Annotated in this window: 13 protein-coding genes; 2 read left to right on the forward strand and 11 right to left on the reverse strand. The window is 35.8% G+C overall.

Annotated elements, in window-relative coordinates; all coding sequences use genetic code 11:
• Positions 1-177: 177 nt before the first annotated feature.
• Entirely contained in the window at positions 178-768 is a 591-nt protein-coding gene (locus tag ACZLO7_RS21280) for a TetR/AcrR family transcriptional regulator (RefSeq protein WP_464938571.1), read from the reverse strand.
• A gap of 349 nt (positions 769-1,117) precedes the next feature.
• Between ACZLO7_RS21280 and ACZLO7_RS21285 the strand changes: the two genes are divergently transcribed.
• Complete coding sequence (locus ACZLO7_RS21285; RefSeq protein ID WP_427733801.1) at positions 1,118-1,453, forward strand: heme oxygenase; 336 nt, start codon at positions 1,118-1,120, stop codon at positions 1,451-1,453.
• Positions 1,454-1,525: 72 nt separating this feature from the next.
• On the opposite strand, the gene ACZLO7_RS21290 is transcribed toward ACZLO7_RS21285, so the two are convergent.
• On the reverse strand, positions 1,526-2,299 hold the full coding sequence (locus ACZLO7_RS21290; protein ID WP_464938570.1) for a C40 family peptidase: 774 nt from the start codon (positions 2,297-2,299) through the stop codon (positions 1,526-1,528).
• A gap of 303 nt (positions 2,300-2,602) precedes the next feature.
• Positions 2,603-3,733 carry an N-methyl-L-tryptophan oxidase gene (gene solA / locus ACZLO7_RS21295; protein WP_464938569.1) on the reverse strand — a complete coding sequence of 377 codons (1,131 nt, stop codon included), beginning with the start codon at positions 3,731-3,733 and terminating at the stop codon, positions 2,603-2,605.
• A gap of 186 nt (positions 3,734-3,919) precedes the next feature.
• Between solA and ACZLO7_RS21300 the strand changes: the two genes are divergently transcribed.
• Positions 3,920-5,119 carry a class I SAM-dependent rRNA methyltransferase gene (locus ACZLO7_RS21300; RefSeq protein ID WP_464938588.1) on the forward strand — a complete coding sequence of 400 codons (1,200 nt, stop codon included), beginning with the start codon at positions 3,920-3,922 and terminating at the stop codon, positions 5,117-5,119.
• A gap of 424 nt (positions 5,120-5,543) precedes the next feature.
• Here ACZLO7_RS21300 and ACZLO7_RS21305 read toward each other — a convergent pair whose 3' ends face one another.
• The 8 genes from ACZLO7_RS21305 to ACZLO7_RS21340 all read right to left on the reverse strand — a co-directional run bounded on the left by ACZLO7_RS21305 (position 5,544) and on the right by ACZLO7_RS21340 (position 14,645).
• Positions 5,544-7,292 carry a methyl-accepting chemotaxis protein gene (locus ACZLO7_RS21305; protein WP_464938568.1) on the reverse strand — a complete coding sequence of 583 codons (1,749 nt, stop codon included), beginning with the start codon at positions 7,290-7,292 and terminating at the stop codon, positions 5,544-5,546.
• A 318-nt stretch (positions 7,293-7,610) separates the two neighbouring features.
• Positions 7,611-8,492 carry a MurR/RpiR family transcriptional regulator gene (locus ACZLO7_RS21310; RefSeq protein ID WP_511261427.1) on the reverse strand — a complete coding sequence of 294 codons (882 nt, stop codon included), beginning with the start codon at positions 8,490-8,492 and terminating at the stop codon, positions 7,611-7,613.
• Positions 8,493-8,553: 61 nt separating this feature from the next.
• Positions 8,554-9,459: an N-acetylmuramic acid 6-phosphate etherase gene (gene murQ, locus ACZLO7_RS21315; protein ID WP_464938567.1), complete on the reverse strand. Its 906-nt coding sequence runs from the start codon at positions 9,457-9,459 to the stop codon at positions 8,554-8,556.
• Positions 9,460-9,465: 6 nt separating this feature from the next.
• Complete coding sequence (locus ACZLO7_RS21320; protein WP_464938566.1) at positions 9,466-10,482, reverse strand: N-acetylglucosamine kinase; 1,017 nt, start codon at positions 10,480-10,482, stop codon at positions 9,466-9,468.
• Positions 10,469-11,296 carry a carbohydrate ABC transporter permease gene (locus ACZLO7_RS21325; RefSeq protein ID WP_464938565.1) on the reverse strand — a complete coding sequence of 276 codons (828 nt, stop codon included), beginning with the start codon at positions 11,294-11,296 and terminating at the stop codon, positions 10,469-10,471. The genes ACZLO7_RS21320 and ACZLO7_RS21325 overlap by 14 nt, the downstream gene beginning before the upstream one ends.
• An 11-nt stretch (positions 11,297-11,307) precedes the next feature.
• Entirely contained in the window at positions 11,308-12,252 is a 945-nt protein-coding gene (locus tag ACZLO7_RS21330) for a carbohydrate ABC transporter permease (RefSeq protein WP_464938564.1), read from the reverse strand.
• Positions 12,253-12,317: 65 nt separating this feature from the next.
• Entirely contained in the window at positions 12,318-13,604 is a 1,287-nt protein-coding gene (locus ACZLO7_RS21335) for an ABC transporter substrate-binding protein (RefSeq protein WP_464938563.1), read from the reverse strand.
• A 21-nt stretch (positions 13,605-13,625) separates the two neighbouring features.
• Positions 13,626-14,645, reverse strand: coding sequence for a serine hydrolase domain-containing protein (locus tag ACZLO7_RS21340; protein ID WP_464938562.1), 1,020 nt, complete (start codon positions 14,643-14,645; stop codon positions 13,626-13,628).
• Positions 14,646-14,977: the final 332 nt, after the last annotated feature.

Genomic DNA, 14,977 nt, shown 5'->3' on the forward strand with positions numbered 1-14,977 from the left:
ATATAAAAAGCTCCTTTAAATTCACCTATTTAGTGAATCAAAGGAGCCTTAGTTAACATTAATTTTCTTTCAGAGTTGAGATTTACTCAGGTGGTCTATGGCTATTTACAATCATTTTCTCTTTAGGTGTACGAATGTGTGGTTTACTTCTCATCATTAATTAAATGAAAGTGATTATTAAACATCTACAATTACTTTTTTGCCTGAAATTCCACAGCAAATTAGTTTCTTGATATAAAAAAACCACAATTCCTGAGCAATTCCATTACTATTTGGAGTAGCCACACTGTGGAGAATAAACATTAATATGATATCATTCGGCATTTCTTTATCCAGAAAATGCTCTTTTTTTCCTTTCTCTATTATTGTTTTTATTATGGTATACATACCTAATTGTAAATGCTGTATTAATTCCTTTTTATGTATGAGTACTTCAGAACCGTTTTCCTGTATTTCTTTTGATTTCAATAAAATTTGTTGCAAATCTTTATATTTATACAGTTTCGAAACTAATTCATCTAACTGCTCTGTGAAAGGCTCTTGTTGATCAATTAACTCTAAGTCTATATGTATTTTCTTCAATGCTGAAGCTAAATAATCAAAAATGAGTTCTTCTTTATTTAGATAATATTTATAAATTGCTGCTCTTGAAACCTTTAAAGCATCTGCTAGCAAGCTAAATGTATAACCTTCATATCCATACTTTAATAAAAGTATCTTGGTTGTATTAAATATTTCATCGGATGAAAACTTTCTCTCCCGTGCCATTTTAATCACCTCTATTTTTAAAGTAGTGGTCTTATGCTACATTCTAGACAAGGAATATTATATCATCATCATTTGATAATAACATTACTATAGTGTGAATTATATATTCATTACTACATAATTTCTCTCAATTTCCAAAGCGCTTTGTTTTTATATTAAAACATACTTATTAAAAGAAGCATATTTTAACCATATATGAATGAACCTTCCTGGCATTGAGAAACTTATTTTAATCGTTTTCAAAAGAAAGATAGGTTCTTATTTGCATTGAGGTTTCAACATGGTATACGATTTCTTAAAAGGCATAGGTTTCTGATATGCCAATGTTCTAAAAAAGGAGAGATTGTTTATGTTCGTAGTAACAAACCGTATTAAAACGAAAAAAGGCTTCGCTGAAAAAATGGCTCCTAACTTCACTCGTCCAGGTGCACTTCAATCATTTGAAGGTTTTGTCAAAGTTGAGGTAGCTGTATGTAAAGATTTTGAGGAATACGATGAAATGAGCGTTAATATGTACTGGGAGACACTCGATGGCTTTAAAGCATGGCGCGAAAGTGATGCATTCAAAGCATCTCACAAACGTCCAGAGGCGAAACCAGGTGAAGCTCCAAAAGAATCTCCAATGCTTGGTAGCCAAATTGTAATTGCTGAAATCGTTTCACGTATCGAAGCATCTCAAGCTTAAACTTTTATTCAATAAGAAAGGCTCTAGCTGAAGTTACAAATCTCCAGTTAGAGCCTTTTAAAGTTTATAATATTAGTCTAATGAACCGTAGCCTACGATACGAGGTTCCCAATAACTCCCTTTTGCAACACTTTGGTATTGAACTTTATCACCTGCTGCATGTAATACTTTGTTGTTTCCTGCATATAGGCCAACATGTGTAATCGTGCTACCTCCTGGCGAAGCAGTGAAGAAGATTAAATCTCCCACTTCTGGACTACTTACGTTTTTAGTAACAGAACGTTGAGAACGACTATTATGTGGCAGTGTACCGTATCCGGCTTTTTTGTACGCATAAGCTGTAAAACCTGAGCAATCAAACCCTGATGGCGACATGCCTCCCCATACATAAGGCACCCCTAGATATTGACTACCCGCACTAATAACTTTGTTACGGATTGCAGAATTTGAATTAGAAACTTTTGATGTTTTTTTATACTTTTTCAAATATGCCCCAGACATCCAGCCGCTTTTTCCTTTATAGGTCACTTTATACCAAGTTGTACTTCCTACTTTTTTCTTGTATTTAGCTTTTACTTTGGCACCCTTTTTAACTGTTGTTATTTTTTTATATTTAGTTGATGCACCTTTTCTCATATTTAGTGCTGCTTTTGTTTTATATGTACCACTTACTTTTTTTGCTTTTGCACTAGAGACTAATGTAATATTTTCCCCAACAAATTGTTTATTGTTAACATTTTTTACCTCTTGTTGTTCTGAGAAATGACCACCTACTAGAGATCCTATTCCTATAGTTAATGTTAATACACTTACTGTTATGGTTTTCCATGCTTTGTTTTTAGTCATATTAATGTTATTCCTCCCGATTCGTTTTAGTATCTATATGATAATTTAATCTCTTATCCTTCGATATTGTCACTTATTTGTTAAATCTGTTATTAATTTTAGGGTAATTAATCTGGAGAAACAACGGTATTTCATTTACAATGCCATTACAAATTATTACTAATAAAACAAAATGCATGGAATTTATCATATTTTTAATATGTGCGTAAAGAAGACAGACGTTCATTTCGCTTTTGAAATATAAAGAGCCCCGCAGCTATTCTCTGCGGAGCTCTAATAGTATTCATAATTCGTTGCTTTAATTTATTTAAACCGTTTAATAGAAAACGGTCCTATATCTAATTCTGTTGAACCTTTTGTAACAAGATCACTCAATACTTCCCCGACAGCACTAGCAAATTTGAAACCATGTCCAGAGAAACCAGCTGCGATGGCGATATTTTGATGTTTTGGATGGACATCTATGATGAAATCTTCATCCGGCGTCATTGTGTACATACACGTTTTGCCGAATTTCAAATCATGTTCTCTCGGCATAAATTCATCTAGGAACTCAGTTAAATCTTTTGCATCCCCCGTTACCTCACCGAATGCAAGTTTGTCCTCATCTGGATTAATAGTCTCTCCTCCATCGTGCCTGCCAACTTTTAATCCTGCGCCATCGATACTCGGAAAGCCATAGTAAATACTATCCTCAAGCTCGAAAGTAAAAGCAGGAAAATCGTTTTGATTGTAGAATTTCTCGTCTACGTCGTACCAAGCAAATGTTTTGCGGATTGGATTTAACGGAAGTTCTAAATCCAGCTGAGTTAATAAATCTCCAGCCCAAGCACCAGCAGAAATTATTACCGAGTTTGCAGTGAACGTTACACCATCTTCTGTATAAATTATAACTTTCTCAAGTTGTGGATCAACTTTAACAACACGGCTATTTGTACGAATAGTTGCTCCTTCATTTATCGCTAATTCTTTATAAGCTTCTACACATGATTCTACTCTCAGTACCCCTGAAGTAGGTTCAAAACAACCGAGGAAATTTATTGGTAGTTGCATACCCTTCCACTTTTCATTCACTTCAGTTGCCGTCATGACTTCGAGTGGCAGATTAAATTTTTTAGCACTCTCAATCACGTTTTTTATGAAAGGAATATTTTTTTTCCCAACATTGATAACGCCGGTTTGAAGGAAAATCTCCTTGCCTGTTTGCTGTGCAAGATCTTGCCATAGATCACGTGCACGTAATGCGAGTGGTACATACTCCGCTCCTTCACCATATGCGTAACGAATAATACGTGTTTCACCATGGTGACTTCCTTTATCATGCGGCGGATTAAATGCATCTAATAGTAAAGTCTTTTTCCCACTCTTTGAAAGAAAATAGCCCGCAGCCATTCCCATGGAACCTGCTCCAACAACAATCACATCATAATGCATCTTCATTGCCCCCTTGGTACTCATTATTATTATTTTACTATGAATTTTTAGATTATTGGGATACGATTGCTTTTATTGCTAAAATGCCTCTTTTATTGATTGGACTTAACTTAAACTTTCCCATTAATTTCGCAATTTTTGGCGAAAAATGCGATAATGATGAAAACGAATATTAAGGATGACATGATGACAAAAATGATAACACTTAGAGTGGATCAAAGCTTTCTTGCAGATTTAAAAAGAGGCTATCCATTAATTTTAAAAGAAGCTGTAGTTAATACAGATATGCTACGTGAAGAAGGGGAACTAATCCGTCTTGTAGACCGCGCTAATCGCTATTTAGCAACCGGCTATTATGGTAATCAAAATAAAGGAATTGGTTGGGTCCTTACGACAAAAGAACATGAAGAGATTGATGAGGCATTTTTCAAAACTAAATTGAAAACTGCACTAGATCACCGTGCTGACTTTTTCGAGGATAGCCAAACAACGGCATTCCGTGTATTTAACGGTGAAGGGGACGGCATTGGCGGTCTAACAATCGATTATTTTGATGGCTATTATATGGTTAGTTGGTATAGTGATGGGATATATAGCTTCAAACAATATATTTATGATGCACTTGCCGAATTAGTTGAATTCAAAGCTATTTATGAGAAAAAACGTTTTGATACGAAAGGTCAATATATTGAACAAGATGATTTTGTAATGGGTGAACCTGGGGATTTCCCTATCATTATTAAAGAAAATGGTATGAATTTCGCAGTAAATCTAAATGATGGTGCTATGACTGGGATTTTCCTTGATCAACGCGATGTACGCCGTACAATCCGTGACTATTACGCAGAAGATACAAATATGCTGAACACTTTCTCTTACACTGGTGCATTCTCAGTTGCTGCTGCTCTTGGTGGCGCTAAAGAAACAACAAGTGTTGACCTTGCAAAACGTAGCTTAGCTAAAACGATTGAACAATTGAGCGTTAATGGTATCGATTATGAAGCGCAGAATATTAAAGTAATGGATGTATTTGATTACTTCAAATATGCCGTTCGCCACAACATGAAGTATGATTTAGTAGTACTTGATCCTCCTAGCTTTGCACGTTCGAAAAAAATGACATTTAGTACAGCTAAAGACTATCCAAAATTGCTAATGGACGCAATTGCTATTACGGAGAAAAATGGTATTATTGTCGCTTCAACAAACAACGCAAGCTTCGGTATGAAAAAGTTCAAGACATTTATCGATAAAGCATTTAAAGATTCAAACACTCGCTATAAAATTGTTGAACAATCCTCATTACCAAAGGATTTCCGCGCAAACCGCGACTTCCCTGAGTTCAACTATTTAAAAGTTGTGTTTATAAAAAAACTAAATAAATAATATTTATAACCGCAGTCATCAGACTGCGGTTTTATTTTTCACTAAGAACTTCCCCTAGATTTAATTAACCTTCTATTCTAAAATATTTTGTTTAATTCACTGAAATACTTTCCCCTAAATTAGTCCTTTCATTATAAAGAGTTAGGTGTGAATCGGAAAGAATGGAAAACTCAGAAAAAAGATAAACTAGATGATTGGAGTTCAGGCGGCGGCTCCTTGGGAAACAGCGAACATCTTGAGACCCCGCAGGAGCGTTAGCTACGAGGAGGCTCAAGGTTCGCCCTAGGAAAGCGTCCGCCGAAACGGAAATTAACGGCATAGAAGAAAAAGCCATGGTGGGAACGATTAATCGTTCCCACCATGGCTAAAATTCATTTTATGGACTTTTTCAGTGCTCTAAATTTAACGACTCTTTCTCTTATTTTCACTTCACTTTAAACTGTTTGATCAATGTCATCATTTCATCAGCATTACTAGCCAAATATTCACTAATATTGCTTAACTCCTCGATGATTTGTACTTGCTGATCTGATGCACTTGCGACTCTTGTAGCACGTTTTGCATTGTTTACTACGATGCCATTCATTTGCTCAGTAGAAGCAAGAACCTCCTCTGAGCTTGCAGACATTTGTTCCACGACAGCGGAATCTTCTTGAATTTCTTCATTCACATGCTGTACGGATTGTAAAATAGCATTTAATTTTTTGCCTATTGAGCTGACTGCTACGCTACCCTCTTTCACTTCATGTGAGCTCTCATTCATTTCTTTTACTACACTTTCTGCCGTGCTACTAAAGTTTTGGAGATGTTCACGAATATCCTCAGCAGAATTGCGAGACATTTCAGCAAGTTTACGCACTTCGTCTGCTACAACTGCAAAGCCTTTACCTGACTCGCCTGCTCTTGCGGCTTCAATTGCGGCATTTAAAGCTAGTAAATTTGTTTGATCAGCGATACTTGTAATCACTTCAACCATTTCTTCAATTGAGCGGAATTTTTCGGCCATTTCTGTGACATGGTCTGCTGTTCCTAATACTGACTGCTCTACATTTTTGATTTGTTCAACAACCATTTCTGATTCCTTCACTCCTGATTCAACTAGAGTGGTCATGTCAATGGATGCTTGTGAAATATTTGATGTGGAATCAGCCATTCTTTGAATCCCGACAACCATTTCTTCCATTGCATTCATCACTTCACCATTATTGACCTTTTGCTGTTCACTTCCAGATGCAATATGTAAAATGCTATCGGCAATTTCGTTATTTGACGTATGTACCGTTTGTGTAGATGCACTAATTTGATCAATAACATTTTTCAATTCTTCGGATGTATGCAGCACCTCTGTAAAAGTACCCTTTAACTTTGTCAATGATTCTGAAAACGCTACTTCAAAACGAGTAATTTCATTGTTTCCTTTAAATTTTACAGATTCTAGTTTCTGCTCAGCGCCAACAATATCACCATCAGCAAACTGTACAGCTGCCTCCTGTAAAACAGTCAATGGCTGAAGAGTAAGATTTGTAAAACGGCGAATAAGGAATATTGAAACCACTCCGATTATTAAAGTAATACCTATTACAATTGGCAAAATCGATCGTAATATCTGCGACTTTACTTCTTTTACATCACCGGCATCAACATCAACACCAATAAGTCCGATTATCTTACCATCGGCATTCTTCATAGGAACAATTGCAGATAGTAAATCACCATAGCCCTCAAAATTTTCTATTCCCGAATGATAATAACCATCCTTATTAATAGCCTTCATAATGTCATCATTAATTGTTGATGCTTCTGAACCAATCGGCGAATCATCTACATCTTTAGGCGAACCGTCAACTAACATTTTCGCTGTTCCACCTTTTTCTACCACTGTCATAGTATATAAATACTGGACACCATTCTTTACACGAATATCATTTAATTCATCACGTAGTTTCCAATACAATTCCGATTCTTCTGGATGATCTAGTATATCTTTAAATTTCTCAGCATCTAACTGGGCTGCAACATTTTCACCAATGTGTACAGTCTGATTCCCTATCGTCTCTTCAACAGATTTATTTGTATTTGAATACAGAGTTATTGAAAAAGCTGCAATTATTAATACGACAGCAATAACAACAAACACAAAAACTTTATTGCTTAACTTAGACATTCCCTTCATTCTGAACTTCCCCCTCTGTTCTTAAAATGGAAAATTTTTCTTTACATTATCTATAATATACTATAAAAAGTTATCTTTGAACTATATACACCAAAACCCCATAAGGTTCTTTAGTCCTATCGGCTAGATTTCGAAGAAATTAAGTAAAATTTTTAATTTATCAAAAATAAAAAGAGCCACAACTGTAGCTCTTTAAACACCTCGTTATTTCCTATAAATTTAGAACGTTTGCAACGCTTTTTCCAAAGCCTGCATCTTGTCCTCGCTCGAATTAAAAAAGAAGTGCCAGCTACAGTTTAATGAACTAGTACTTCTTTTTTACAAATAGCTATCTTTACGTTTACCTACTTTTTCATGCAAGTTGTTAATGGCTGTTCTAGTATGATCTAAATACTCTATCGTATCATTATATGTACTCGTTGCCACGCACATAAATAATATATCTAAGACATGCAGCTGAGCTAAACGTGAGGAAGTAGCACCACTTCTTAATGTGGCTTCCACTTTAGGTGAAGTATATAAACAAATATCTGCCAAACTAGAGACGAGTGAATTTCCGTATCTTGTTAGACTAATTGTTGTAGCATTTACATTATTTGCAATCTCTAATACTTTAGCTACCTCATGCGTTTCTCCTGAAAATGAAATGCCTACAACAACATCTCCCTCATCAGCATTAACAACCGCTGTAGCTCCCAAATGTAAATCCGTTAAAAACATACAGTATTTATTGATACGTAAAAACTTTTGATACGCATCCATTGCGGCAATTGCTGATGCTCCAACACCAAAAAAGAAAATTCTCTTAGCATTTAACATTGCTTCTGCAGCATGCATTAGCTCTTTTTGGTCGATTAAATCTGCAGTCTCATGCAAGATTTGCATACTATGCTTTGTAATTTTATCGATTGTTAACTCTAACGGTTCATTCGGTTCAATATCACGAATGTCTATTTTTTCACGTTGTAAATCACCTGCAATTCTTAGTTTCAATTCTTGTATGCCACTTAAATTTAATGATTTACATAAGCGAATGACTGCAGCACTGCTAGTATGACTCTGTTTGCCAATATCTACAGCCGTCATTTTAATTGCTTTAGCAGGGTACTTTAAAATATATTGTGCAATTTTCCGCTCAGAAGGCGGCAAGCTAGCTTCCATTTCAGCAAGTATTAGCAATCCAGAATTCATCTTCTCTATTGTCATTCCCCCTGCTTCTCTATTCAATATTTAAGAAGATCCATTATTTTATTTCCTTTAACTAGAGATCCTTCTGTTGAATTGCTGCACGAACATGCCCTTTTGATTTTTCTAAAAATTGTTTCGCCTCATTCAAAGTTGACTGTGTTAATAGCATAACTATCGCAGGTTTCACTTCGTAACCTGTTTTAACTAATACCTGCTCCGCTTGTTCGTATGTGACTTCAGTAGCCTCACAAACAATTCTTTTTGCACGTTCTTTTAATTTGTTATTACTGGCATGCAAGTCAACCATTAAATTTTTATATACTTTACCTAATTGAACCATAGTAGCTGTAGAAATCATGTTTAATACCATTTTATGTGCAGATGCAGCCTTCAATCTTGTGGATCCAGTTAAGATCTCTGGACCTGTATCTACCTCAATGGCGATATCAGTATATTCACTAATGATTGATTTTGGATTACTCGTTAAACTCATTGTTTTCGCACCAATAGAGCGTGCATATACTAAAGCACCTTTTACAAAGGGGGTACTACCGCTTGCCGCAATACCGATTACCACATCATGTTCTGTTAAACCATGTTCTTTTAGACTGGATTGTCCCCAGTGTTCATCATCTTCTGCGCCTTCTATGGCTAAGACAACTGCATCAATCCCACCTGCTAATATTGCCTGTACTACTTCTGGTGATGTACTAAATGTAGGAGGACATTCCACCGCGTCTAACAAACCAATTCGGCCGCTTGTTCCAGCTCCAACATAGAATAATCGACCACCTTTTTCTAACGAATGATGGACAACCTTTATCGTCTTTTCTATCTCAGGTAGTACCCTTTCAATAGCTTGTGGAATTTTAAGGTCATCCTGGTTCATTAATTTTATAATTTCAGCTACAGACATTAAATCTAAGTTTGTTGTCTCCCTATGATGCGCTTCTGTCTTAAGTTTTGGATTTCGCTCCATAGAAGTTCAATCCCTCCTAATCTTATTTTCAAGATCAACTTTCATCCATGTCTGTAACAAATCGACTTTCAATTTCTTAGTAATGGGGATGGACATATCAAGAAGGGCTAAAATAAATGCACCAACTACTGGTGACACAGACGGTTTAATTAATACATTATCACTAGAGGTCAAGCTTAAAGTCTGCTCAAATTGTTGAAAGAAATACTCATTTTCAAATAATCCACCACAAACAACAATTGGTAATGTTTTAGCACTTTCTTCTCTCGAGTATATAACTCCTAATAGGTGTACCAATTGATTAACAGCGTCAAATACAATTCGACAAGCAACATCATTACCACGCTCTGCTAGTTCCAAAATAGGCATTGCAATAGATGCCACAATCAAACGTGGTTGATCTTGTTCATATATTTTCGTAATAATTTCTACAGGATTCTTGAGTTGAAGATAATTGAGAACCTCCACTGCAAATTCATCTAGTTCTCCCTGTAAGTCGTTAAGCTGTGAAATATAACGTAACGCTTGAATCCCCATATAATAACCACTTCCTTCATCACCAAAGAGATAACCCCATCCCCCTGCTCGATGAATTTTACGACCATTATCTTGCATTAAATAAGCAATAGAGCCGGTGCCAGCTATTAAAACTAACCCGTCAACTTGAAATGTGCCACTCACTAATGCTGCTACTGCATCATTCTTAACTTGAATTTTACAAGGGTACGATTGAAAAAAATCTTGTATCCATTTATTCCAGCAGAGTATGTCTTCTTCACGATCACCACCTGCTGTACATACAAAAATTGAATTGACCTCTGTTTTATGAATAGCTGCCTTTTTTAACAATTGCTCTAATAAAACACCTATTTGAACTTCTACTTTCGCTTTTGGAATGGATTTTATATTCGAACCGCCACCAGTTACAACAGCCAGAATTTCGCCCTCACTAGTGCCAATCACTGCTTGAGTTTTAGTACCGCCACCATCTATTCCAATAATATAACGATTATTTAATTGCACCTGCCGTCAGTCCTTCCATAAACTGCTTTGAAGCAATGAAAAAAAGTAAAATCATTGGCAATGACGCTAGAGTTAAACCTGCAAAAAGCGATCCCCAATCCGCTGAATGTTCACCAAATAATGACATCATGCCTACTGGAATAGTCATTTTCGCTTTTTCAGTTATAAAAATTAGAGGGAAGAAAAAATCATTCCATGCAGATATAAAATTAATGATAATTACAGTACCTAAAGCTGGTCGCATAATGGGTAATAACACATACCAGAGTATTCTTATATTTCCCGCCCCATCCATTCGAGCGGCTTCCTCTAATTCTGTTGGCATAGTGCGGAAAAAGCCTGTCAAAATAAGCATCGTTAACGGAATACCTGTTGCAACATTCATGAAAATTAATGACCAAAGCGAATTAATCAATCCTAAATCTCTCATCAAAATAAATAATGGTACAATACCTAGCTTAATCGGAATCATCATCCCTAATAAGAAAATAAAGAATATGGCATTAGTCCATGAAAATTTAAAACGTGCAATATAATAAGCTGCTAAAGAACATACAATGACAATCAGCGCTACGGATACAAAACTTACTATGACACTATTCATAAAATAAGTAGTAAAAGGAACTTTTGATAATAACGTCCGATAAGTATCTAAGCTAAGACTTGTTGGTAATCCTAAAGGATCTTTAAAAATTTCTGCACTCGTTTTGAATGAAGAAAGAATCATTAACAAAATTGGATACAAGCTAATTGTCGCTGCAATAAAAACGACAATATAATAGAAGGGTTTAGTCCAAATAGTGCCTTGCTTCATTTTCTCACCTCTCACATCTCAACATCTTTTTTATTCATCAAGCGTAAGAAAACTGTAGTACATATTAAAATGAAACAGAATAAACATGTCGCTAAAGCTGAGCCTAAGCCAATAGACGTTGAACCGGATGCAGTTGAACTACCAAATGCTAGTCTGTAAAAGAACACTGCTAATGTATCTGTAGAATAATAGGGTTCACCCATCGACCCCTGCATAGCGTATATAAGTTCAAAGGCTTCAAATGATTGGATGAACGTCAAAACGCCCATGATCATAATGGAAGGAATCATTAATGGCAAATAGATTTTAGACATCATCTTAAAGCCCTTTGCTCCATCTAATCTGGCTGCTTCAATAAGTTCACTTGAAATTCCTTGAAAGCCGGCTAAGAAAATCAGGACACCAAATCCAATACCAAACCAACAATTCACTAAAATAATAACAATTAGGGCTGTATCCGGATCGCCTAACCAGGCTCTTTGTAAACTTTCTAGCCCAAGCTTTTCAAGCAAAACATTAACTGTGCCATAATTCGGATTTAAAATAAGTTTCCATAAAAAACCGACTACAATAACCGAGAGTACCCTTGGTAAAAAGAAGGCAGCTTTGAAAAACTCTGAACCTCGAATTCTTTTATAGATGATAAAAGCTAAAAAGAAGGCAAGTCCATTCATCACAATCATCTGTATAATAAAATAAAGTCCATTATGCTTAAACGCATTCCAAAACATAGATCCGTAAGGCTCTTTTGTAAAAAGTGTAACGAAGTTTTGAAGGCCAACAAAATTCCCTCTATTCATTCCTTTAAATTCAAAAAAACTATAGGATAGGGCTGCCATTATTGGATATAACACAAACATTCCATAAATGATTAATGCAGGTATAGGGAATAAGTGAATTGTCCACTTTGCCCAACTCCGTTTCTTTTTTATCGATGGAACTGTCGCTTTTGTCATATACCAAAGCCTCCTTTAATTGAAACAATATACCCTCACCTCTTTTCAGTGAGGGCTATTATTATTTATTGAAATGGTTTAAACCACGTCTTTGCATTTTCTTGCACTTTTTTCGCCACATCATCTACTTTTACATCACCTAAATACATTCCTTGGAGTTCAGTTTCAAGTACTGTTTTTGTTGTTGGGTCTCCTCCTGTAAAATTAGTCACCCACAAATAAGGTGTTGCATTAGACTCCACTGCTTTACTAAGTTCACCCAATAAAGCTTGATCTGAAGAAATTCCAGGCATTGCACTAATCATTGAGAATTCTTTTACAAATAGTTCTCCAAATTCTTTAGTAGTTAAAAATTCTAAAAATACCTTTGCTTCCTCTTTATTTTTTGAATTGGCATTTATTGCAAATGAACCATCAACCCATGTTGTCACAGTCTTATTGCCTTCTTTAGATGGCATTGGGAAAAATCCGAAATCTAAATCTGGATTCATTTCAGAAACAACTGGGATTTCCCAGCTACCTAATGGGAACATGGCAGCTTTTTCTAATGCGAACTCTGTACGGATATCATCCATCCCTAGGCCCTCCGAGTTTTTAGGGAAGTATTTCTTTAGATCATTCATAATTTGAATGGATTCTTTAAACTTTGCATCTGTGAAATCCCTTTCTCCAGCTAAAACTGATTTATAGAAATCATTGCCTTCATATACACCTGGACCGATAATGCCGTGGAGTAGAGATAATAACCAACTCTCCTTTGTACCCATCGCAATAGGTGTGATTCCTTTTGCTAGAAGTTTGTCATTTAATTGAATGAATTCATCCCATGTATTCGGTACTTCTAAGCCTTGTTCTTTGAAAATCTTCTTATTATAGAAGAATTGAGTAGAACTAAAATTAATTGGTACCCCATACTGATTACCTTCCGCATCTCGAGAAGCTTGTAGTGCTTCATCGGAAAATACATTTAATCCATTCAAATCGTTAATTTTTCCTATAAATCCTGATTCTGCTAATTTTAATCCGGCAGCATATGGGCGTAAATGAATAATATCCGGGCCTTCTCCTGCTTGTAACGACGTATTTAATACCGTATTATATTCGGTGTTTTTTGTAGGACTGAATGTTACTTTAATATCTGAATGTTCTTTGTTGAATAAGGCGATTACTTTTTCGTATTTTGCTACATCTTCTGTACGCCAGCTACCGATTGTTAGTGACACTTCTTTTAATGAGTCTAAACCATTATCTCCCTTGCTAGTGTCAGCAGATTTATCTTTTGAGCTACATCCAGCCAATATGATTGTCAACAAAAGTACAAACAAAAAGAACCACTTATTCAATAACTTCACGTCTGTTCCTCCACTCCAAAATTAGTTAAATAATTCCTCATAGATCAGGTCGTGAATCTGTCTTCTGATTTCTCTCATCGAATTATTTCTTCCATAATGCACGGCATTTGTTAATAAAACGATAGAAGTTTTTTTTTCATGATCCATGCAAATACTAGTGCCCGTAAATCCTGTATGTCCGAAAGACCCTACGCTCACCCTCTCTCCAAAGGATACTGAGAACTCATCATCAGTCCGCACTTCAAACCCAAGACCCCTTCCTAAAAACGTATTCTTATATGCTGACTCCATCCAATTGAATGGAATAACCGACTGTTGTCGAATACCTAACCAATACTCTGAATACAAAACTAAATCATTCACACTTGAAAATAAGCCTGCACTTCCAGATACACCGCCTAGCAAAAGCGCCTTCTCATCATGTACCTCTCCTTGAACATATTGCCCTCTTACCAGTTCAGTAGATGCCACTTTATGCGTATGACTTTTTGGTAATAGAAATTGCGTATTAGGCATATTCCACGCATTAAATAGATGGCATTGTACAAATTGATTTAACGATTCTCCCGTCACTATTTCTATTATTTTGCCTAATAAAATCATACCTAGATCGCTATAAGCGACAGTTTGACCTGGACTATAAATTAAATTGGATGCCATTATTTCACTCATTATATTCCTGTTATGATGTCTCTCTACTTTTGGCAATAATCCTGCAGGTAATCCTGAGCTATGCTGTAATAAATGTCGAATTGTCACTTCTCGAAAACGAAATGCCGGTATAATTTCCGACACCTTTCGATCTAATTGAAGTTCATTTCTGCTAAGTAAATATAAGGTAGCTGGAAGTGTAGCAACAACCTTTGTTAAAGATGCTAAATCAAAAAGGGTATCTTCTGTGACTGCATACAATTGTGCATCCTTCCCTGTGTAATATCCGTAACTCTTAGTCATTAATCGCTTCGAATCCTGATGTACACTAATAACTGCTCCTGGAAGTAGTTTTTTTTGAATTATTTGATTGAAATACTCATCTATCATGACAACACCCTTGTATTTTTTTTGATTTTCCGTGTTATTACGATATGAAATTAAATAACAAAAAATAAGCAGATGTTTGAAATTTTTTTACAAAGACCACATAAAAATCAATTATGCCTCGGCATAATTGCGTCCGGAATCGGCTTTGTGCTTGCACAAAGAACTCCTTTCCGATTCCGTGACATCCGCCGGAGGCTTTAACTTCTTTCAGCGAGTGTTTGGACACCCGCTGAAAGAAGTTAAAAAGAGCTATCCGCCATACTAGCGGATAACTCTTTTGTATTCGTTCTTCTATTGAGTACTTCATTCATCTTTCATCACTAAAAATTAAC

The sequence above is a fragment of the Viridibacillus sp. d25.2 genome (assembly GCF_055456015.2).